Source organism: Shewanella sp. GJ50-10 (genome assembly GCF_055808815.1).
In genome coordinates this window covers 4,018,502-4,041,648 of record NZ_JBVVSS010000001.1, presented here as the reverse complement: position 1 = coordinate 4,041,648, position 23,147 = coordinate 4,018,502, and the positions used below count along the sequence as shown (strand labels likewise).

Sequence of the window (23,147 nt, the reverse complement as noted above, 5' to 3'; positions counted from 1 at the left end):
AGCAATGCAATCAAGCTATTCACATATTGTTTTGGGGTTAGGTGCAACAGGTTTATCTGTTGTGCGTTATCTGATGTCCCAAGGTATTACACCATTGGTGATGGATAGCAGACGAGCGCCACCTGGACAAGAAACGTTAGCGCAGGATTTTCCTGATGTTGAGTTACTTACAGGTGGGTTTGTATGTCGTTACTTAGTGCAAGCGAAGCAAATTATTGTAAGCCCGGGCATAGCGGTTGATACACCAGAAATTCGCGCTGCGATTGATATGGGTATTGAAGTTATTGGGGATGTGGAGCTGTTTGCACAAGCGGTGGCAGATAGAGCGCCTTGTGTGGTTGCAATTACCGGTTCAAACGGCAAAACCACGGTTACTACGCTTGTTTATGACATATTGAAAGCTGCAGGTAAAAAAGTGGCTGTCGGCGGCAATATTGGTATTCCAGTATTGGATTTACTAACGACTGACGCAGAATACTTTGTCTTGGAACTGTCGAGCTTTCAATTAGAAACGACCCATAGCCTGAACTGTATCGCTGCTACTTGCTTGAATGTAAGTGAAGATCATATGGATAGGTACCACGATATCCATTCGTACCGCGCTGCTAAATTACGTTTGTATCAGCAAAGCCGCTTTGTCATGTTCAACCGTGACGATCAGCTGACTTTTCCTGATGAACCAACAAACCAAAACACTTTTGGTTTAGGCGTTCCTGAAGGAGATGAGTGGGGCATTGCTGACGGTAAGATATTGCATGGTGAAAGCGAAATCATGAATTTACATGAAGTCAGCTTAATCGGCAGCCATAACCAAGCCAACTTGTTAGCGGCTATGGCATTAACAGATGCTTGTGGCATTGATAAGAGCTTCATGATTGAGCTTGCATCAAACTTTGCTGGTTTAGAGCACCGATGTGAAATGGTGGGCCTTAAGCAAGGTGTCACTTATATCAATGATTCGAAAGCCACCAATGTTGGTGCCACCGTTGCAGCATTGAATGGTTTAAGTGATCACTTAGGAGATTTGATTTTAATCGCCGGTGGTGAAGGTAAAGGTGCAGACTTTAAAGAGCTAGAGTCTTCATTAAGTAATGTCACGCAAGTTATTACCTTTGGTAAAGACGGCCCTAAAATCGCAGCGTTAAAAGCAGATAGTATATCAGTTAGCAGCCTTGAAGAAGCGGTAGCGAAAGCGGTTGAAATCACCTTTTCAGGCGATATCGTTTTATTATCTCCAGCTTGTGCCAGTACAGATATGTACAAGAACTTCATGGAAAGAGGTCATCACTTTAAACAATTAGTGGAGCAGATTGAAGATGGCGAGGGGTGAGCAGCAACTTAGCTTATTCCAACAAGTCCTAAAGAGGTCTTGGCCAGATATATTATCTGAAACTTCCCCAGGCGATCAGTTGTATGACCGCAGTTTGTTTGTAGCAGTTGTAGGGCTTATTGCCTTTGGTTTTGTGATGGTGATGTCGGCTTCTATGCCAGAAGCTCAAAAGCTGACAGAGAACCCGTTTCATTTTATTTATCGCCATGTGGCATATCTAATGGGATGCGGGGTTATTGCTTACGCAGTACTGAACATAGAGTTGAAGTTTTGGGAGCGTTACAGCGCCTATTTAGTGTTGCTGGTATTGCTCATGTTGGTTGCTGTGTTAGTGGTCGGCACAACGGTAAACGGTGCAACACGTTGGCTGTCTATTGGACCCGTTAGGATCCAAGTGGCTGAAATAGCCAAGTTTGTTTTTATTATTTATATGTCCGGTTATTTAGTTCGCCGACATGGTGAGCTTAGAGAAAATAGCAGGGGTTTTATTAAACCCATTATTGTCTTTACGCTGTTTGCTTTATTGATTTTGGCACAGCCAGACTTGGGAACAGTCGTTGTATTGTTTGTGTGTACAGTCAGCTTGTTGTTCCTTGCTGGCGCAAGAATTTTAGACTTTTTGGTCTTGATGATTTTTGGTGTTGGCTCTTTTATATTCTTAGTGGTGTTTGAGCCTTACCGTATGCGACGGGTCACGTCATTTTTAGACCCGTGGGAAGATCCATTTGGCAGTGGTTATCAGTTAACGCAGTCTCTTATGGCTTATGGACGCGGTGATATATTTGGTCAAGGTTTGGGGAACAGTATTCAAAAACTGTCTTACCTGCCTGAGGCTCACACTGATTTTATCTTTGCTGTAATAGGCGAAGAGTTAGGTTTTGTAGGCATTGTTTGTGTATTAACCGTGCTGTTTTTTGTGTCGTTTAGAGCGATTCGATTGGGCAATTTATGTTTGAGTATTCAGCGTCCATTTGAAAGTTATTTAGCTTACGGTATCGGGATTTGGATTTGTTTTCAGACCGTTGTAAACGTCGGCGCAAGTATTGGTATGTTACCGACAAAGGGACTGACTTTGCCCTTTATTAGTTATGGCGGCAGTAGTTTGTGGGTTATGACAGCAGCAGTAATGCTGTTGATACGCATTGATTATGAAAGGCGGTTAAGTTTGACACAAGCGGTGCAAGGGAGAGTAAAAAAATGAGCCCTAATATGACAGATGCACCTAAATTATTGGTGATGGCTGGCGGCACGGGGGGACATGTATTCCCGGCGCTAGCTGTAGCAAAAGCGCTAGCTAAAAAAGGCTGGCAAGTACGCTGGCTAGGTACAGCAGATAGAATGGAGGCGCGTTTAGTGCCTCAACACGGTTTTGATATTGAGTTCATTGATATTAAAGGTGTGCGCGGCAATGGCATCATTAGAAAGCTTGCTGCACCATTTAAAATTTTACGCTCAATCATGCAAGCTAAGGCTTTTATCAATGAATATAAGCCTGACGTGATTTTAGGTATGGGTGGCTTTGCTAGTGGTCCTGGTGGAGTCGCGGCAAGAATTTCAGGCATTCCATTAGTATTGCATGAGCAAAATGCGATACCGGGAATGACCAATAAGTTGTTATCAAGAATCGCCAGCAAAGTGCTATGTGCGTTTCCAAATACCTTCTTGCCAGCAATGAATGCTGAGGTAGTGGGTAATCCTATTCGACAAGAGTTAATCGAGTTAGGGCAAACTGCAAAGGTATGCGACGACACCGCATTAAAAGTATTAGTGGTGGGTGGCAGCTTAGGTGCCAAGATATTTAACGATGTGATGCCAGATGTTGTAGGGCAACTTAGCCAACAACACTCGATTACCGTATGGCATCAGGTAGGTAAAGGAAATGAGCCTACCGTGAAAAGTCACTATCAAGACAAGGGTCAAGCGGCCAGTGTCAATGTGGCAGAATTTATAGATGACATGGAAGCCGCTTATCGCTGGGCTGATGTTGTGGTTTGTCGCTCAGGAGCATTAACCGTTTCTGAATTAGCTGCAGTGGGTAGAGCCAGTATTTTGGTGCCATATCCTCATGCGGTTGACGACCATCAAACAAAAAACGCTTCAGTATTAGTAGAAGCCGGTGCGGCATTTTTATTACCGCAAACCATATTAAACGCAGATAATTTAGCCGAGAAGTTAACCCTTTTTGCTGAAGAAAGACACGTTGTTTTAGAGATGGCGCAACAAGCCAGAAGTGTTGCAGTGTTAGATGCAACCCAACGTGTAGAGAGTATTTGTGCTGAATTAGCACGAAAGGATTGAAATGACTAAAACAGAAAAGTATGCCCAATTACGCACCATGATCCCTGAGATGAGAAGGATAAAGAAAATCCATTTCGTCGGCATAGGCGGAGCAGGTATGGGCGGGATAGCCGAAGTACTAGTTAACGAAGGTTATCAGATCAGTGGCTCAGATATCGCTGTTAACAGTGTTACTGAAAGATTAGAAAGTTTAGGTGCAAAGATCATTATTGGCCATCAGGCTGAAAGTGTCGCAGACGTTGATGTTGTCGTGGTTTCGACCGCAATCGATAAACAAAACCCTGAAATTATTGCAGCTAAAGAGCGTCGAATTCCGATTGTACGCCGTGCTGAGATGTTAGCTGAATTAATGCGTTATCGTCATGGTGTAGCGATTGCTGGCACCCACGGAAAAACAACCACAACGAGCTTAATTGCTAGCGTTTATGGTCAGGCTGAACGCGACCCTACTTTTGTGATTGGTGGTTTGCTAAATAGTGCTGGTACTAATGCACGATTAGGTACCAGTCGTTATTTGATTGCAGAAGCTGACGAAAGTGATGCCAGCTTTTTACACCTACAGCCAATGGTCAGTGTTATTACTAACATCGAAGCTGATCATATGGACACGTACGGTGGCGATTTTGAAAAGCTGAAAACCACTTTTGTGGACTTTTTACATAACTTGCCTTTTTACGGCGTTGCAGTGATGTGTATTGATGATGAAGTCATTCAAGAAATCATGCCAAGAGTGGGCAGACAAGTTGTAACTTATGGCTTTAGTGATATTGCAGATGTCCAAGCACTTAACTTTAAACAAGTGGGACATCAGAGTCAGTTTAGTGTTCGCCGTAAAAATCGTGAAGATTTAGATATTGTATTAAATCTTCCTGGTGAGCATAACGTGTTAAATGCATTAGCGGCCATTGCCGTTGCTAGTGAAGATGATATTGATGATGACGCTATCGTTGCTGCATTAGCAGAGTTTGAAGGTATTGGTAGACGTTTCCAACATCTTGGTGAGTTTGATACTCCGAATGGCAAGGTGATGTTGGTTGATGATTATGGCCATCACCCTAGCGAAGTATTAGCAACGATTAAAGCGGCTAGAGCTGGTTGGCCTGATAAACGCTTAGTTATGGCATATCAGCCACATCGTTTTAGTAGAACGCGTGACTTATACGAAGACTTTGTTGAAGTGTTATCGCAAGTGGACGGCCTATTGTTGCTAGATGTTTATGCTGCAGGTGAAAGCGTTATACCTGGCGCAGATGGTCGAGCCTTGTGTCGCTCAATTAGATTACGTGGACAGGTCGATCCGATTTTTGTGGCATCACCTGAACTATTGGCTGATGTATTGCCAGATGTGCTGCAAGAGGGTGACTTATTGCTGACCCAAGGTGCTGGTAATATCGGTGCATTATCGAAGTTATTGTCATCGAGTAATTTAGGCTTCGATAAGTGATTGTCAAACTGGCGGATACTAATAATTGATGAATGAATTTTATATTATAACTGTTTGTAAATATAAGCTTTAATACCGTCAGTATGCTAGATATAATGGTGAATTGCCCAATGAAAGTGACAGTGTACAGTTTGGAGTTGCATTAACTGTGGCGTGGAGTGATAAAGCTCGCCAACTGAAAGGCCATTTGAGTGAAGTCAATTGGTACTTGTATACAGGTTTGCTGTTTTTATTGACAGTATTGCTCACCATAGTTTGGGCAGGTTTGAAGTTAAATGTGCTGCTTAATGATGCGGATGCACTGCCAATAGATGCTGTCGCGATAAAAGGTGAACGAGTTTATACCTCAGATGCCGAAATACAAGCGGCTTTGCAGGCATTGATGGAACGTAGTTTTTTTAGTGCCGATGTAGGTGAAGTGCAGCAAGCATTAGAGGCGTTACCTTGGGTTTATCACGCATCTGTAAGACGAGAGTGGCCTGCAAAGCTTAAGGTTACCTTGCAAGAGCAACATGCAGTAGCCCATTGGAATGGCGATGATTGGTTAAACATTAATGGTGAAGTCTTTGTGGCGCAATCTCATGAAAGTATCGAGCGTTTGCCACTACTTTCAGGCCCAGAAGAAATGTCTTCTGAAGTGTTAACTAGTTATCAGCAATTGTCTGATTTATTGAGTATTAATGGGTTTAAGCTTGCAAGTTTAAGTTTGAGCCCAAGGCATGCATGGCATGCAACGTTAGATAACGGCATTCTGCTTGAATTAGGTAGAGAAGACAAAATGTCGAGAATACAAAGATTTATTAATGTTTACCCTGAAATAACACGCAATCAAAAGCCAATAGCAACGATCGATTTACGCTATGACACCGGAGTCGCCGTTGGCTGGGACGATACTAAAACAGAGAGTCGACACTAAATGACCAAAAATCAGGAAAGAAATCTTATCGTAGGCCTAGATATAGGCACGTCAAAGGTCGCAGTGATCATTGGTGAAGTGCTACCTGACGGTGAGATTAGCGTGGTCGGTTTAGGCAATCACCCTTCACGTGGCATGGACAAAGGTGGCGTGAATGATTTGGACTCTATCGTTAAAAGTGTGCAACGAGCCTTAGATCAAGCCGAGTTAATGGCCGATTGCCAAGTCTCATCAGTGTATTTAAGTATTTCAGGTAAGCATATCGCATGTCAGAACGAAAATGGCATGGTGTCAATTAACGATGAAGAAGTGACACAAGAAGACGTTGATAATGTCATTCATACAGCGCGGTCGGTAAAAATTCCGACAGAAAGACGGATTTTACATGTACTGCCGCAAGAATATTCAATAGACGTTCAAGATGGCATTAAAAGCCCAATCGGTATGTCTGGTATGCGAATGGAAGCAAAAGCTCACATCGTGACTTGTGCCAATGACATGGCAAAAAATATCACTAAAAGTGTGGAGCGTTGCGGGCTAACTGTAGACGACTTAGTCTTTTCTGGGATTGCTTCTGCAGACTCAGTGTTAACCAATGACGAAAAAGACTTAGGTGTGTGTATTGTTGATATTGGTGGCGGAACCACTGATATAGCCGTTTATACCAATGGTGCATTGAGACATTGTGCAGTGATATCGGTTGCTGGTAATCAAGTAACCAGTGATATCGCTAAGATATTCAGAACGCCACTAACGCATGCTGAACAAATCAAAGTGCAATTTGCCAGTGCAAGAAGCTCAATGGTAAGCCGTGAAGACAGCATTGAAGTGCCTTCAGTAGGTGGTCGACCTTCACGCAGCATGTCTCGTCATACATTAGCGGAAGTGGTTGAGCCAAGGTATCAGGAGTTATTTGAACTGGTATTAAAAGAATTAACTGACTGTGGCTTAGAAGATCAAATTGCTGCAGGTATTGTATTAACAGGCGGTACAGCATCAATTACAGGTGCTGTTGATATTGCTGAAGCGACTTTTGGCATGCCAGTTAGGGTAGCTTCACCGCTACCAGTAAAAGGGTTAAATGAATATGTGGATCAGCCAGTCTATTCAACAGGAATAGGGCTGCTTCATTATGGCGCCAGACGCGTTATCGAACGTAAGTTCGAACGTCCTGAACGTCAAGGGGTTACCAGTCTTTTGAATCGGGTCAAAAGCTGGTTTAAGGGTGAATTTTAATAACGCAGACAAACGGAGATCAGACAATGTTTGAGATCATGGACACACATAATGACGAGGCGGTGATCAAGGTCATCGGCGTCGGTGGTGGTGGCGGTAACGCTGTCGAACATATGGTTAAACACAGCATCGAAGGTGTTGAGTTTATCGTAACGAATACGGATGCTCAGGCATTACGCAAGTCAGGTGCAGGCTCTACAATTCAATTAGGACGTGATGTCACTAAAGGTCTAGGTGCTGGAGCAAACCCTGATGTGGGTCGCCAAGCTGCTGTTGAAGATAAAGAAAATATCCGCGCTGCAATTAAAGGATCGGATATGGTCTTTATCGCTGCTGGCATGGGCGGTGGTACTGGTACTGGTGCTGCACCTGTCGTTGCTGAGATTGCTCGCGAAGAAGGTATTCTAACCGTTGCTGTTGTAACTAAGCCTTTTCCTTTTGAAGGCAAGAAGCGCATGACATTTGCCGATCAAGGTATTGCAGAACTTGCAAAGCATGTTGATTCGCTTATCACTATCCCAAATGAAAAGTTATTAAAAGTATTGGGTCGTGGCACTTCATTGCTGGACGCATTCGCTGCAGCCAACAATGTTTTATTGGGCGCTGTGCAAGGTATTGCAGAGTTAATTACTCGCCCTGGTCTAATTAACGTGGATTTCGCCGACGTTAAAACGGTTATGTCAGAAATGGGTAATGCCATGATGGGCACAGGCGTTGCTACTGGTGATGACCGTGCGGAAGAAGCTGCTGAAGCGGCTGTTGCAAGTCCATTACTTGAAGATATTGATCTAGCTGGTGCGCGCGGCGTATTAGTTAACATCACAGCAGGTATGGATATCAGTATTGAAGAGCTAGAAACAGTGGGTAATCACGTTAAAGCTTATGCATCTGATAATGCGACAGTGGTTGTTGGTGCTGTGATTGATCCAGAAATGAGTGAAGAGCTTCGTGTAACTGTTGTTGCTACTGGTATTGGCGCTGAGAAAAAGCCTGATATCCAATTAGTGACTAAGCCTGTTTCACGTCCTGAGCCTGCTCCAGTTGTTGAGACAAAAGTTGAGCCAGTTGAAGAGCAAAATGTAGCAGCAAGCTACGTTGCACCGACAGGCAACGCTGTTCCTGCACCTCAGCAAGCAGCACAACCTGCAGCACGAGTTGACGGTGATTACTTAGATATTCCAGCATTTTTACGTAAGCAAGCTGATTAGTTGCTGATAGTAAAATGAAAATCTAGAAAGTCTAAGATGTTGATAAAATGTTGCTTATGTAAGTAGAGGCGGATAAAAAGACTGTAAAGGGTGTTTTTTTGTGAAAAGACAATTTTATGGTAGTATACCGCCTCAGCTTACTGGGTTTACTCAGTATATATAGCTCAAGAATGTTTATTTAAAAGTGATTAAAACGGGTAACTGAATGATTTTTCAAAGAACTGTTCAAAAAATGGTGAAGAGTACTGGTGTCGGATTGCATTCCGGCAACAAGGTAACTCTGTGCATTATGCCCGCACCTGTCAACACTGGTATCGTACTTAGACGCACAGATTTAAGCCCAGCAGTGGAAATTCCTGCAAAGGCGCATCTTGTTCGTGAAACAACTATGTGTACGGCATTAGTTAATGATGAAGGTGTTCGCATTTCAACTATCGAACATTTATTTGCAGCACTTGCAGGCCTTGGCATAGATAACGCTGTTATCGAAGTTGATGCTCCTGAAATCCCGATTATGGATGGCAGTGCAAGTCCGTTTGTTTTTTTACTGCAAAGTGCAGGAATTAAAGAGCAATCGGTAGCTAAAAAATATATCAAAATCAATCAAACCATTCGCGTTGAAGACGGCGATAAATGGGCTGAATTAAAGCCATTCAAAGGCTTTAGAGTTGATTTCAAAATCGACTTTAATCACCCTGAAATTTCACGTAGTCAGCAACATATGGTGATGGATTTTTCAACATCTGCTTTTGTTAAAGATATTAGCCGCGCTAGAACGTTCGGCTTTATGCAAGATATTGAATACCTTCGTGCTAACAATTTAGCATTAGGTGGCAGCATGGAAAATGCTGTTGTGCTTGATGAATATCGTGTCCTTAACCCTGATGGTCTGCGATATGAGGACGAATTTGTTAAGCATAAGATTCTTGACGCATTTGGTGATTTATATGTAGCAGGACATGCCATTGTTGGTGAGTTCTGTGCTTATAAAACAGGTCATGCTTTAAATAACCAATTGGTTAGAGCATTACTTGCACATCAGGAAGCTTGGGAGTTAGTCAGCTTTGAAAATGAAGTTGATGTACCACTTAGCTTTATGGTGCCAGGCGCTGTATCTTTAGCGTAAAAATATTAAGATTGCCTATTACGGCTGGCTAATGCAGCCAGCCGTTTTAGTTTTTCGCCAAGAGAACCTTCTACGTGATCAGCCAATGACTGCAGGTGTTGTGCAGCTGCAGGGCTGATTTTTGCATAATTAGTTGGTGCTTTACTTGGCGTAATTGCTATCCCTGGGTTGACTTTAACCTCTATAGCGGTAAGCATTGGAAGCGTTTCTTCCTGAAGTTGTTGCAGTAGTTTGGTCTTTTGGAAATTTATTCTAGCAGCCCATGCAGCCGAAGTAGTTTCAATAACAAGAACACCCTGACGAAGATTAGCGACTTTTAGCTGTTCACTAACAGGACCATTTAAGCACTGCTTAACGTAGTTATTCAGTTGGTTTAACAGTTCTGCTTTCTCAGCGAGTTCCGGTAATGTTCCCGATTGATGTAGTAATCTACTGAGATCTTGAGGGGGCTTTTTCATATGATAATAAGATGGCTGAGTTAGGCTATGAGTGTAACAGTTTTTATTCAAGGTCGAAATGGAGTAACGCGTTGGCATCCTAGCAAACGTTGGTTACTTCTACCTATCCTTTTAGTGGCGGCAGGAACTGGTCTTTACCAGCAGAGTGCTGATCGTTTTGCTGCGCAGCAAACCAAAGTTGATGAAAATCAGAAATTGCGCGAACAGCAAAAACAACAAGTCATTAATCTCAAAAAAGCGACAGAAACACAATTAAGCACCTTAGTTGCCCACGTCGCGCGTATGCAAGCTAACGTTACTCGTCTAGAGGCGTTAGGTCAGCAAGTTGCCGAAAATAATTTACTTGAAGATCAATTCGATTTTTCTACCGAAGTGGGTGTCGGTGGGTTAAGTGAAATAGGCGCAGGTGTTGAATTAAACCAACTGTTAGATGACATGTCACAGTTGGCCTCCAGAATTGATAATAATAATGTTCAGTTATCACTACTTGAAACAGTGGCAACTAATCTCCATATAGATAAAGAACGTTATATATCAGGGCGACCAATCGTTAAAGGTTGGTTATCTTCGCCCTACGGTTTACGAAATGACCCTTTTAATGGTCGTAGAACATTGCATAAAGGCATTGATTTTGCGGGCAAGGAAGGCGGCGATGTGATTGCTACTGCTGCAGGCGTAGTTACATGGTCAGGAAATATGCTTGGTTATGGCGGGCTTGTGGAAATTGATCATGGAAATGGTCTTCGCACTCGTTATGGACACAATAAATCTATGTCAGTAAACCTAGGTGACGTCGTTGCCAAAGGCGATAAAATTGCCAGTATGGGTAGCACAGGCCGGTCGACCGGTCCCCACGTGCATTACGAAGTGTTGCGAAACGGACAGCAAATAGATCCAAGAAAGTTCGTGTATCGCAAGGCTAGTTAATAACATTTTCGGTTAAGTCGCTCATTTGAGCTCAACCTACAAGAGATAAGTGATTAAGATGTTAGGCAAATTACTGACAAAAGTATTCGGCAGTCGTAACGACCGTACCTTGAAAGGCCTTGGTAAAGTTGTAACTAAGATTAACGCATTAGAAGCTGAATATGAAAAGCTGACTGATGACGAACTAAAAGCAAAAACAGAAGAGTTTCGTCAGCGCATAGAAAATGGTGAAACATTAGAAGCTATTATGGCTGAAGCATTTGCTACAGTTCGTGAAGCATCAAAGCGTGTATTCGAAATGCGTCATTTCGACGTCCAATTATTAGGTGGTATGGTACTCGATAGTAACCGTATCGCTGAAATGAGAACGGGTGAAGGTAAAACTCTTACCGCAACACTGCCAGCATATCTAAACGGTTTAACAGGGAAAGGTGTTCACGTTATTACAGTGAATGACTATCTTGCTGGCCGTGATGCTGAAAATAACCGTCCTCTTTTTGAATTCCTAGGTTTAACTGTCGGCATTAACGTCGCAGGTCTTGGCCAAGTAGAAAAGAAAGAAGCTTATAACTCAGATATTACCTATGGTACTAACAACGAGTTTGGTTTTGATTACCTTCGTGACAACATGGCGTTTTCGCCACAAGAGCGTGTTCAGCGTCCACTTCACTATGCACTAATTGATGAAGTCGATTCAATTCTGATTGATGAAGCACGTACACCATTGATTATTTCTGGCGCTGCTGAAAACAGTTCTGAGCTATACATCAAAGTAAACACGCTAATCCCAAATCTTATTGTCCAAGATAAAGAAGATACCGAAGATGAGATTGGTGAAGGTGATTTCAGCATTGATGAAAAAGCAAAACAAGTTCATTTCACTGAACGTGGTCAAGAAAAAGTAGAACAACTGCTTATCGAACTTGGCGTATTAGGTGAAGGTGATTCACTTTACTCTGCTGCTAACATCTCTTTATTGCATCACGTTAATGCAGCACTTCGTGCACATACGTTATTTGAGCGTGATGTTGACTACATTGTTCAAGATGGCGAAGTGATTATTGTTGACGAGCATACTGGTCGTACAATGCCTGGTCGTCGTTGGTCTGAAGGTTTACATCAAGCTGTAGAAGCTAAAGAAGGTGTAAACATTCAAAACGAAAACCAAACCTTAGCGTCTATCACATTCCAAAACTACTTCCGCCAATACGAGAAGTTAGCAGGTATGACAGGTACCGCCGATACTGAAGCATTTGAGTTCCAGCATATTTACGGACTTGATACTGTAGTAGTACCAACTAATAAGCCAATGGTTCGTAATGATATGGCGGATTTGGTTTATCTAACTGCAACTGAAAAATACAACGCGATTATTACCGATATTAAAGGTTGTCGTGAGCGTGGCCAGCCAGTACTTGTGGGTACGGTATCAATTGAGCAATCTGAGTTATTAGCGACGCTATTAAAGCAAGCAAAAATCCCTCATTCAGTATTGAATGCAAAGTTCCATGAGAAAGAAGCGCAAATTGTTGCCGATGCGGGTAGCGCAGGTACAGTGACAATTGCTACAAACATGGCAGGTCGTGGTACGGATATCGTATTAGGCGGCAACTGGAAAGTTGAAGTTGAAGCGCTGAAGAATCCTACCGAAGATCAAATTGCTAAAATTAAAGCTGAGTGGCAAGTGCGTCATGATGCAGTTATTGCTTCTGGTGGCCTGCATATTCTTGGTACTGAACGTCATGAATCTCGTCGTATTGATAACCAGTTACGTGGTCGTTCTGGTCGTCAAGGTGATGCGGGTTCTTCACGCTTCTATTTATCTATGGAAGATAGCTTAATGCGCATCTTCGCTTCAGATAAAGTGACCGGCATGATGAAGAAACTGGGTATGGAAGAAGGTGAAGCCATCGAGCATCCTTGGGTTTCACGTGCTATTGAAAATGCTCAACGTAAAGTAGAAGCTCGTAACTTTGATATTCGTAAGCAATTACTTGAATATGATGATGTTGCAAATGACCAACGCCAAGTTGTTTACTCACAACGTAATGAGTTGATGGATGCTGAAAGTATCGAAGATACTATTTCGAACATCGAACAAGATGTGGTTAGTACCGTTATCGATCAATATATTCCTCAGCAATCAGTTGAAGAGTTGTGGGACGTTCCAGGATTAGAGCAACGTCTCGAACAAGAGTATGGTTTAAAACTGACGATTCAACAGTGGTTAGATACTGAAGATGACTTACACGAAGAAACGCTACGTGAAAGAATCGTAACCAGTTGGAGTGATGCATATAAAGCTAAGGAAGAAATGGTCGGTGCTCAAGTACTTCGCCAGTTCGAAAAAGCGGTTATGCTGCAAACTCTAGATGGTTTATGGAAAGAACATCTGGCTGCAATGGATCATTTACGTCAAGGTATCCACTTACGTGGCTATGCTCAAAAGAATCCAAAGCAAGAGTATAAGCGCGAATCATTTGAGTTATTCCAGCAAATGCTAGAGTCACTTAAATTGGATGTCATCAGTGTCCTATCTAAAGTTCAAGTACAGGCTCAGTCAGATGTAGATGAAATGGAACAGCGTCGTCGTGACGAAGAAGCCAAAATCCAACGCGATTATCAGCACGCAGCATCCGAAGCATTAACTGATAACTCAGAAGCTGAAGCCGCAATACCAAGAACAGTCATCCGCGATGGTGAGAAAGTAGGTCGAAATGATCCTTGTCCATGTGGTTCTGGTAAAAAGTACAAGCAGTGCCATGGTAAGTTAACCTAATTTAGGCTCTCTTGAAGGCATTGATTAAAAGCAGCTATTATTAGCTGCTTTTTTTATACCTGTAAAATAGTATAAGAAACAGGCACAAATGTCGGGTTTGTGGATAAGTTTGTGGATTAATAGTGATTAGCTTGTGGCTAAATAAAAAGTTTTAAAATAAGTGAAATTAATTGAAAAAAGCCCTTGCGGTGTTTCAGAATCTGCCTATAATGCGCATCCACTGACACGGCAAACCACGCAATAGCATGGTGTACACGCCAAATCAGTTCACTGTAAAGTGACGCTGAAAAGAGTTTTTAAATTAGTTTAAAAATGACTTGACGCGAAACGGGAATTGCGTAAAATACGCATCCCTAGCCACTCGGGCTTACCGAGATGCGCTAACGCTCTTTAACAATTTATCAAGTAATCTGTGTGGACACTCACAGGTGTTGAGTTAATCGAAATTGCTGACTTCTTTCTTGTAAAGAATGCAGCAATCAAAATTATTATCAATGTAACGATGAGTGTTCATAGCAATATGTAACAAACAGGATGTAGATTCTTCCGAGTCTGCATAATGTAATCAGAATTCATTGAGCCGAGACTTAGTCTCAAAAAACTTTAATTGAAGAGTTTGATCATGGCTCAGATTGAACGCTGGCGGCAGGCCTAACACATGCAAGTCGAGCGGTAACAGAAAGAAGCTTGCTTCTTTGCTGACGAGCGGCGGACGGGTGAGTAATGCCTAGGGATCTGCCCAGTCGAGGGGGATAACAGTTGGAAACGACTGCTAATACCGCATACGCCCTACGGGGGAAAGGAGGGGACCTTCGGGCCTTTCGCGATTGGATGAACCTAGGTGGGATTAGCTAGTTGGTAAGGTAATGGCTTACCAAGGCGACGATCCCTAGCTGTTCTGAGAGGATGATCAGCCACACTGGGACTGAGACACGGCCCAGACTCCTACGGGAGGCAGCAGTGGGGAATATTGCACAATGGGGGAAACCCTGATGCAGCCATGCCGCGTGTGTGAAGAAGGCCCTAGGGTTGTAAAGCACTTTCAGTAGGGAGGAAAGGTAGCAGCTTAATACGTTGTTGCTGTGACGTTACCTACAGAAGAAGGACCGGCTAACTTCGTGCCAGCAGCCGCGGTAATACGAGGGGTCCAAGCGTTAATCGGAATTACTGGGCGTAAAGCGTACGCAGGCGGTTCATTAAGCCAGATGTGAAATCCCCGGGCTCAACCTGGGAATTGCATTTGGAACTGGTGAACTAGAGTCTTGTAGAGGGGGTAGAATTTCAGGTGTAGCGGTGAAATGCGTAGAGATCTGAAGGAATACCGGTGGCGAAGGCGGCCCCCTGGACAAAGACTGACGCTCATGTACGAAAGCGTGGGGAGCAAACAGGATTAGATACCCTGGTAGTCCACGCCGTAAACGATGTCTACTCGGAGTTTGGTGCCTTGAGCACTGGGCTCCCAAGCTAACGCATTAAGTAGACCGCCTGGGGAGTACGGCCGCAAGGTTAAAACTCAAATGAATTGACGGGGGCCCGCACAAGCGGTGGAGCATGTGGTTTAATTCGATGCAACGCGAAGAACCTTACCTACTCTTGACATCCAGAGAATTCGCTAGAGATAGCTTAGTGCCTTCGGGAACTCTGAGACAGGTGCTGCATGGCTGTCGTCAGCTCGTGTTGTGAAATGTTGGGTTAAGTCCCGCAACGAGCGCAACCCCTATCCTTATTTGCCAGCACGTTATGGTGGGAACTCTAGGGAGACTGCCGGTGATAAACCGGAGGAAGGTGGGGACGACGTCAAGTCATCATGGCCCTTACGAGTAGGGCTACACACGTGCTACAATGGCGTATACAGAGGGTTGCAAAGCCGCAAGGTCTAGCTAATCTCACAAAGTACGTCGTAGTCCGGATTGGAGTCTGCAACTCGACTCCATGAAGTCGGAATCGCTAGTAATCGTAGATCAGAATGCTACGGTGAATACGTTCCCGGGCCTTGTACACACCGCCCGTCACACCATGGGAGTGGGCTGCACCAGAAGTAGATAGTCTAACCTTCGGGGGGACGTTTACCACGGTGTGGTTCATGACTGGGGTGAAGTCGTAACAAGGTAGCCCTAGGGGAACCTGGGGCTGGATCACCTCCTTACCTATACGACTAACTTAATGTTTGTTGAGTGTTCACACAGATTACTTGATAGAAAGAAAGAGCAAAATTACGTTGGGTCTGTAGCTCAGCTGGTTAGAGCGCACCCCTGATAAGGGTGAGGTCGGTGGTTCAAGTCCACTCTGACCCACCAAAATCTTTATTTTCTCCTAAAGAAAGATTTTGTATTAACGTAAATTTGTTTGACTGCATGTAAATGGGGCTATAGCTCAGCTGGGAGAGCGCCTGCCTTGCACGCAGGAGGTCTGCGGTTCGATCCCGCATAGCTCCACCATTTACTTACTTATAAATAATCGTAAGTCATGCATATTTGGATAGAGACGCCAAAGATAAAGCGACAGCTTTATCTTTGGCTTTTTTAAGCCCGTTCTTTAACAATTTGGAAAGCTGATAGTATTTAATTACATGAGTCTGTCATGTTAATTAATTACAAATCGTATTATTGGGAAGTTAATCCCTTTTCGATAATACATTGAGTTCTCAAAACACTTTATTAAGTGTCTTGAATATTCTAAAAACTAAGGCGAATTTGTGTACTCGTAAGAGATGCAAATTAGTAATAAACCAGCTAGTTACGATACGACTGTTAAGGCTATGGGCTTTAACAACAGTTTGTTTCTTTTAGAAACTTATTTGGGTTGTATGGTTAAGTGACTAAGCGTATACGGTGGATGCCTTGGCAGTCAGAGGCGATGAAGGACGTAGTAACTTGCGAAAAGCGTTGGCGAGCTAGTAACAAGCATTTGAGCTAACGATGTCCGAATGGGGAAACCCGGCCACATAAGTGGTCATCATAACGTGAATACATAGCGTTATGAGGCGAACCTGGGGAACTGAAACATCTAAGTACCCAGAGGAAAAGAAATCAACCGAGATTCCCCTAGTAGCGGCGAGCGAACGGGGATTAGCCCTTAAGTCTATGGGGTGTTAGTGGAATGTGTTGGAAAGCACAGCGGCACAGGGTGATAGCCCCGTACATGAAAACTAACCATAGATGAAATCGAGTAAGGCGGGACACGTGACATCCTGTTTGAATATGGGGGGACCATCCTCCAAGGCTAAATACTCCTGACTGACCGATAGTGAACCAGTACCGTGAGGGAAAGGCGAAAAGAACCCCTGTGAGGGGAGTGAAATAGAACCTGAAACCGTGTACGTACAAGCAGTGGGAGCGGTTCTTGAGACCGTGACTGCGTACCTTTTGTATAATGGGTCAGCGACTTACATTTTGTAGCGAGGTTAAGCGAATAGCGGAGCCGTAGGGAAACCGAGTGTTAACTGCGCGTTTAGTTGCAAGGTGTAGACCCGAAACCGAGTGATCTAGCCATGGGCAGGTTGAAGGTTGAGTAACATCAACTGGAGGACCGAACCGACTAATGTTGAAAAATTAGCGGATGACTTGTGGCTGGGGGTGAAAGGCCAATCAAACTCGGAGATATCTGGTTCTCCTCGAAAGCTATTTAGGTAGCGCCTCGAGCGAATACCACTGGGGGTAGAGCACTGTTAAGGCTAGGGGGTCATCCCGACTTACCAACCCTTTGCAAACTCCGAATACCAGTGAGTACTACTCGGGAGACAGACGGCGGGTGCTAACGTCCGTCGTCAAAAGGGAAACAACCCAGACCATCAGCTAAGGTCCCAAAGTTATTGCTAAGTGGGAAACGATGTGGGAAGGCTTAGACAGCTAGGATGTTGGCTTAGAAGCAGCCATCATTTAAAGAAAGCGTAATAGCTCACTAGTCGAGTCGGCCTGCGCGGAAGATTTAACGGGGCTAAGCAATACACCGAAGCTATGGGTTTGCTCTTAGGAGCAAGCGGTAGAGGAGCGTTCTGTAAGCGGTTGAAGGTGAAGGGGTAACCCACACTGGACGTATCAGAAGTGCGAATGCTGACATGAGTAACGATAATGGGGGTGAAAAACCCCCACGCCGAAAGACCAAGGGTTCCTGTCCAACGTTAATCGGGGCAGGGTGAGTCGACCCCTAAGGCGAGGCCGAAAGGCGTAGTCGATGGGAAACGGGTCAATATTCCCGTACTTCTGCTAACTGCGATGGAGAGACGGAGAAGGCTAGGCTAGCGCGGCGTTGGTTGTCCGCGTTTAAGACTGTAGGCTGTTCACTTAGGCAAATCCGGGTGAACACTAGGCTGAGAGTTGATGACGAGTCCCCAAGGGGATGAAGTAGTTGATGCCATGCTTCCAGGAAAATCTTCTAAGCTTCAGGTTAGTAGGAATCGTACCCCAAACCGACACAGGTGGTCGGGTAGAGAATACCAAGGCGCTTGAGAGAACTCGGCTGAAGGAACTAGGCAAAATGGTACCGTAACTTCGGGAGAAGGTACGCTGCTGGCGGTGATGAGACTTGCTCTCTAAGCTGCTGGCAGTCGCAGATACCAGGTGGCTGCAACTGTTTATCAAAAACACAGTACTGTGCAAAATCGCAAGATGACGTATACGGTATGACGCCTGCCCGGTGCTTGAAGGTTAATTGATTGGGTTATCTTCGGAGAAGCTCATGATCGAAGCCCAAGTAAACGGCGGCCGTAACTATAACGGTCCTAAGGTAGCGAAATTCCTTGTCGGGTAAGTTCCGACCTGCACGAATGGCGTAATGATGGCCACGCTGTCTCCAGCCGAGACTCAGTGAAGTTGAAATTGCGGTGAAGATGCCGTATACCCGCGGCTAGACGGAAAGACCCCGTGAACCTTTACTATAGCTTGGCACTGAACATTGAACCTACATGTGTAGGATAGGTGGGAGACTTTGAAGCTTCGTCGCTAGATGGAGTGGAGTCAATCTTGAAATACCACCCTTGTAGTTTTGATGTTCTAACCGCGGCCCCTTATCGGGGTTCGGGACAGTGCCTGGTGGGTAGTTTGACTGGGGCGGTCTCCTCCCAAAGAGTAACGGAGGAGCACGAAGGTTGGCTAAGTACGGTCGGACATCGTACGGTTAGTGCAATGGCATAAGCCAGCTTAACTGCGAGACATACACGTCGAGCAGGTACGAAAGTAGGTCATAGTGATCCGGTGGTTCTGTATGGAAGGGCCATCGCTCAACGGATAAAAGGTACTCCGGGGATAACAGGCTGATACCGCCCAAGAGTTCATATCGACGGCGGTGTTTGGCACCTCGATGTCGGCTCATCACATCCTGGGGCTGAAGTCGGTCCCAAGGGTATGGCTGTTCGCCATTTAAAGTGGTACGCGAGCTGGGTTCAGAACGTCGTGAGACAGTTCGGTCCCTATCTGCCGTGGGCGTTGGATGATTGAAGGAAGCTGCTCCTAGTACGAGAGGACCGGAGTGGACGAACCGCTGGTGTTCGGGTTGTTATGCCAATAGCATTGCCCGGTAGCTACGTTCGGAATCGATAACCGCTGAAAGCATCTAAGCGGGAAGCGAGTCCTAAGATGAGTCATCCCTAGGAATTTAATTCCTCTAAAGAGCCGTTCGAGACTAGGACGTTGATAGGCAGGGTGTGTAAGCGTTGTGAGGCGTTGAGCTAACCTGTACTAATGACTCGTGAGGCTTAACCATACAACCCAGATAAGTTTTACCAGAAATGAGTCCAATCATTTCTTGGCACTGCCTACATCCATGTAGGTGTATCTGAGTTGATGGTAACTAGATTTATTACAAAAGACTTAGTGAAGAATATAAAGCACTTAATGAAGTCGAAAACTCAAAGAAACAAACAGCTTTCCGAATTTAGTTAATTGCGACAGCGATTAACACCCGAATTTGCTTGGTGACAATAGCATTGTGGTCCCACCTGATCCCATCCCGAACTCAGTAGTGAAACGCAATAGCGCCGATGATAGTGTGGGGTCTCCCCATGTGAAAGTAGGTCATTGCCAAGCGCCTAATTTAAGTCTTAAATTACTGAAAAGTAATATTGAGCAAGATCATGCTGATATGGCTCAGTCGGTAGAGCGCATCCTTGGTAAGGATGAGGTCCCCAGTTCGATTCTGGGTATCAGCACCATCTTTAAAACCAGATTTGTCTGGGGACAATAGCATTGTGGTCCCACCTGATCCCATCCCGAACTCAGTAGTGAAACGCAATAGCGCCGATGATAGTGTGGGGTCTCCCCATGTGAAAGTAGGTCATTCCCAGACGCTAATTATCTCTCTATGAGAGCAGATAGCCCGCTATTAATATAGCGGGCTTTTTTGTGTCTATAATTTAGGGTTTTAAGGATAATATTATTCACGTTATTCATTGGTTGTATTTTTTAAAAGCAAATTAATGGTCAATCATCAATCATCAATCATCAATCATCAATCATCAATCATCAATCATCAATCATCTCTAGTCTCTAGTCTCTAGTCTCTAGTCTCTAATCTCTAATCTCTAATCCTTGAATCTGCTTCTAGCTTGTTAACTAAGATCCAAATGACCACAGGCCATGCTAGGGTGCCACTACTTATCTACAAAAATTGATTGATTATGTTGTTAGTATTATCTGTTAAATAGAGGTTTATTCCTCTACTAAACGAGTAAGTCAGTGGAGGTAAAAGAGAGAACTAAGATTAAAAATTGAGTGAATAAAACTTGTTAATAATTTGTTCAAGCAAAACTATGTAACGTCAATGACGTTAGTATCCATTGATACTTAATGAAATAAATCATTTCCTTTCCCTGGCCACTCTACTTAAGTGAGTTGATTGCTAACGGATAGAGCTGAATGCTTTTTTACTGCAACTTGAATTACTGTTTGTCGTAGTTGGAAGGTTATTTAGATAGATATAGAGAGCTCAAGTTTACTAAAAGTTGTTCTAACGAAATTAACAAAATAAACGTGGGGTCATTTCGGCTTTTTGTTCCAGTATTACAAATTATTTTTATTTAAAATTATCATACAGCCTCTACTTTCTAGTCTTTGAAAGTAAATTCGGTTTAACAGATGCTTATATTTAAAGCTTCCAGAGGTAAGGTTGTGCAGTATGTTTAGCTTATTGAGTTTAAGTTAATTCAAAGAGTGACCTAATGAAGTTGAACAGTAATTCTAATAGTTAATGATACAACAACATTAATGTGGATAACTATGGGGTTAACTTCTGAGTATCTTGTTGCTAAATGCTTAAGTTTAATAAAACTGAAATTAATTGAAAAAAGCCCTTGCGGTGTTTCATAATCTCCCTATAATGCGCATCCACTGACACGGCAGAGCGCAACAGCGAAACACTGAGTCAGGTTGATTTGAGAAGGTTTTAACCACTTCAAATTAACGGCAAAAAGAAGTTTGAAAAAACACTTGACGCCAACGAGGGAAAGCGTAGAATACGCATCCCTGACCAACACGGTCAACGCTCTTTAACAATCAAACAAGTAAATCTGTGTGGACACTCACAGGTGTTGAGTTAATCGAAATTGCTGACTTCTTTCTTGTAAAGAATGCAGCAATCAAAATTATTATCAATGTAACGATGAGTGTTCATAGCAATATGTAACAAACAGGATGTAGATTCTTCCGAGTCTGCATAATGTAATCAGAATTCATTGAGCCGAGACTTAGTCTCAAAAAACTTTAATTGAAGAGTTTGATCATGGCTCAGATTGAACGCTGGCGGCAGGCCTAACACATGCAAGTCGAGCGGTAACAGGAAGAAAGCTTGCTTTCTTTGCTGACGAGCGGCGGACGGGTGAGTAATGCCTAGGGATCTGCCCAGTCGAGGGGGATAACAGTTGGAAACGACTGCTAATACCGCATACGCCCTACGGGGGAAAGGAGGGGACCTTCGGGCCTTTCGCGATTGGATGAACCTAGGTGGGATTAGCTAGTTGGTAAGGTAATGGCTTACCAAGGCGACGATCCCTAGCTGTTCTGAGAGGATGATCAGCCACACTGGGACTGAGACACGGCCCAGACTCCTACGGGAGGCAGCAGTGGGGAATATTGCACAATGGGGGAAACCCTGATGCAGCCATGCCGCGTGTGTGAAGAAGGCCCTAGGGTTGTAAAGCACTTTCAGTAGGGAGGAAAGGTAGTGGTTTAATACGCCATTACTGTGACGTTACCTACAGAAGAAGGACCGGCTAACTTCGTGCCAGCAGCCGCGGTAATACGAGGGGTCCAAGCGTTAATCGGAATTACTGGGCGTAAAGCGTACGCAGGCGGTTCATTAAGCCAGATGTGAAATCCCCGGGCTCAACCTGGGAATTGCATTTGGAACTGGTGAACTAGAGTCTTGTAGAGGGGGTAGAATTTCAGGTGTAGCGGTGAAATGCGTAGAGATCTGAAGGAATACCGGTGGCGAAGGCGGCCCCCTGGACAAAGACTGACGCTCATGTACGAAAGCGTGGGGAGCAAACAGGATTAGATACCCTGGTAGTCCACGCCGTAAACGATGTCTACTCGGAGTTTGGTGCCTTGAGCACTGGGCTCCCAAGCTAACGCATTAAGTAGACCGCCTGGGGAGTACGGCCGCAAGGTTAAAACTCAAATGAATTGACGGGGGCCCGCACAAGCGGTGGAGCATGTGGTTTAATTCGATGCAACGCGAAGAACCTTACCTACTCTTGACATCCAGAGAATTCGCTAGAGATAGCTTAGTGCCTTCGGGAACTCTGAGACAGGTGCTGCATGGCTGTCGTCAGCTCGTGTTGTGAAATGTTGGGTTAAGTCCCGCAACGAGCGCAACCCCTATCCTTATTTGCCAGCACGTTATGGTGGGAACTCTAGGGAGACTGCCGGTGATAAACCGGAGGAAGGTGGGGACGACGTCAAGTCATCATGGCCCTTACGAGTAGGGCTACACACGTGCTACAATGGCGTATACAGAGGGTTGCAAAGCCGCAAGGTCTAGCTAATCTCACAAAGTACGTCGTAGTCCGGATTGGAGTCTGCAACTCGACTCCATGAAGTCGGAATCGCTAGTAATCGTAGATCAGAATGCTACGGTGAATACGTTCCCGGGCCTTGTACACACCGCCCGTCACACCATGGGAGTGGGCTGCACCAGAAGTAGATAGTCTAACCTTCGGGGGGACGTTTACCACGGTGTGGTTCATGACTGGGGTGAAGTCGTAACAAGGTAGCCCTAGGGGAACCTGGGGCTGGATCACCTCCTTACCTATACGACTAACTTAATGTTTGTTGAGTGTTCACACAGATTGCTTGTTACTCCTTGATGGAGTTGAGCGAAATGCGCCGCCAGCCGGTTAGCATTGTTCTTTAACAATTTGGAAAGCTGATAGTATTTAATTACATGAGTCTGTCATGTTAATTAATTACAAATCGTATTATTGGGAAGTTAAT

11 protein-coding genes, 3 tRNA genes and 5 rRNA genes are annotated in these 23,147 nt (G+C 44.3%); 18 read left to right on the top strand and 1 reads right to left on the bottom strand.

Annotation, left to right across the window (positions count from 1 at the left end; translation table 11 throughout):
* Positions 1-4 precede the first annotated feature (4 nt).
* From murD to lpxC, 8 genes are all read left to right on the top strand, one after another.
* Entirely contained in the window at positions 5-1,330 is a 1,326-nt protein-coding gene (gene murD, locus AC0L4E_RS16950; RefSeq protein WP_473680388.1) for a UDP-N-acetylmuramoyl-L-alanine--D-glutamate ligase, read from the top strand.
* Positions 1,317-2,531, top strand: coding sequence for a cell division protein FtsW (ftsW, locus tag AC0L4E_RS16945; protein ID WP_473681724.1), 1,215 nt, complete (start codon positions 1,317-1,319; stop codon positions 2,529-2,531). The genes murD and ftsW overlap by 14 nt, the downstream gene beginning before the upstream one ends.
* Positions 2,532-2,539: 8 nt before the next feature.
* Positions 2,540-3,628, top strand: a complete 1,089-nt coding sequence (murG, locus tag AC0L4E_RS16940) for an undecaprenyldiphospho-muramoylpentapeptide beta-N-acetylglucosaminyltransferase (protein ID WP_473681722.1) — start codon at positions 2,540-2,542, stop codon at positions 3,626-3,628.
* A 1-nt stretch (position 3,629) separates the two neighbouring features.
* On the top strand, positions 3,630-5,072 hold the full coding sequence (murC, locus tag AC0L4E_RS16935; RefSeq protein ID WP_473680386.1) for a UDP-N-acetylmuramate--L-alanine ligase: 1,443 nt from the start codon (positions 3,630-3,632) through the stop codon (positions 5,070-5,072).
* A gap of 103 nt (positions 5,073-5,175) precedes the next feature.
* Complete coding sequence (locus tag AC0L4E_RS16930) at positions 5,176-5,988, top strand: cell division protein FtsQ/DivIB (RefSeq protein ID WP_473680384.1); 813 nt, start codon at positions 5,176-5,178, stop codon at positions 5,986-5,988.
* Positions 5,989-7,224 carry a cell division protein FtsA gene (gene ftsA, locus AC0L4E_RS16925; protein WP_473680382.1) on the top strand — a complete coding sequence of 412 codons (1,236 nt, stop codon included), beginning with the start codon at positions 5,989-5,991 and terminating at the stop codon, positions 7,222-7,224. It begins immediately after the preceding gene.
* 26 nt (positions 7,225-7,250) lie between these two features.
* On the top strand, positions 7,251-8,432 hold the full coding sequence (gene ftsZ / locus AC0L4E_RS16920; protein WP_473680380.1) for a cell division protein FtsZ: 1,182 nt from the start codon (positions 7,251-7,253) through the stop codon (positions 8,430-8,432).
* Positions 8,433-8,637: 205 nt separating this feature from the next.
* The gene (lpxC, locus tag AC0L4E_RS16915; protein WP_473680378.1) at positions 8,638-9,558 is read left to right on the top strand and encodes a UDP-3-O-acyl-N-acetylglucosamine deacetylase; all 921 of its coding nucleotides are present in this window, start codon (positions 8,638-8,640) and stop codon (positions 9,556-9,558) included.
* Positions 9,559-9,563: 5 nt separating this feature from the next.
* On the opposite strand, the gene AC0L4E_RS16910 is transcribed toward lpxC, so the two are convergent.
* The gene (locus AC0L4E_RS16910; RefSeq protein ID WP_220753620.1) at positions 9,564-10,016 is read right to left on the bottom strand and encodes a DUF721 domain-containing protein; all 453 of its coding nucleotides are present in this window, start codon (positions 10,014-10,016) and stop codon (positions 9,564-9,566) included.
* A gap of 27 nt (positions 10,017-10,043) precedes the next feature.
* Between AC0L4E_RS16910 and AC0L4E_RS16905 the strand changes: the two genes are divergently transcribed.
* The 10 genes from AC0L4E_RS16905 to AC0L4E_RS16860 all read left to right on the top strand — a co-directional run bounded on the left by AC0L4E_RS16905 (position 10,044) and on the right by AC0L4E_RS16860 (position 22,961).
* Positions 10,044-10,943, top strand: coding sequence for a M23 family metallopeptidase (locus AC0L4E_RS16905; protein ID WP_220753619.1), 900 nt, complete (start codon positions 10,044-10,046; stop codon positions 10,941-10,943).
* 58 nt (positions 10,944-11,001) lie between these two features.
* On the top strand, positions 11,002-13,722 hold the full coding sequence (gene secA / locus AC0L4E_RS16900) for a preprotein translocase subunit SecA (RefSeq protein WP_473680375.1): 2,721 nt from the start codon (positions 11,002-11,004) through the stop codon (positions 13,720-13,722).
* Positions 13,723-14,326: 604 nt separating this feature from the next.
* Positions 14,327-15,868, top strand: a 16S ribosomal RNA gene (locus AC0L4E_RS16895).
* Between the two features lie 74 nt (positions 15,869-15,942).
* Positions 15,943-16,019 (top strand) — tRNA-Ile (locus AC0L4E_RS16890).
* A 65-nt stretch (positions 16,020-16,084) separates the two neighbouring features.
* Positions 16,085-16,160, top strand: a tRNA-Ala gene (locus tag AC0L4E_RS16885).
* 370 nt (positions 16,161-16,530) lie between these two features.
* Positions 16,531-19,422, top strand: a 23S ribosomal RNA gene (locus tag AC0L4E_RS16880).
* Positions 19,423-19,629: 207 nt separating this feature from the next.
* A 5S ribosomal RNA gene (rrf, locus tag AC0L4E_RS16875) occupies positions 19,630-19,745 on the top strand.
* Between the two features lie 49 nt (positions 19,746-19,794).
* Positions 19,795-19,870 (top strand) — tRNA-Thr (locus AC0L4E_RS16870).
* Between the two features lie 18 nt (positions 19,871-19,888).
* Positions 19,889-20,004, top strand: a 5S ribosomal RNA gene (gene rrf, locus AC0L4E_RS16865).
* A 1,413-nt stretch (positions 20,005-21,417) separates the two neighbouring features.
* Positions 21,418-22,961: ribosomal RNA gene (locus AC0L4E_RS16860) — 16S ribosomal RNA — on the top strand.
* Together the 16S, 23S and 5S rRNA genes with 3 tRNA genes alongside form the textbook arrangement of a ribosomal RNA operon.
* Positions 22,962-23,147: the final 186 nt, after the last annotated feature.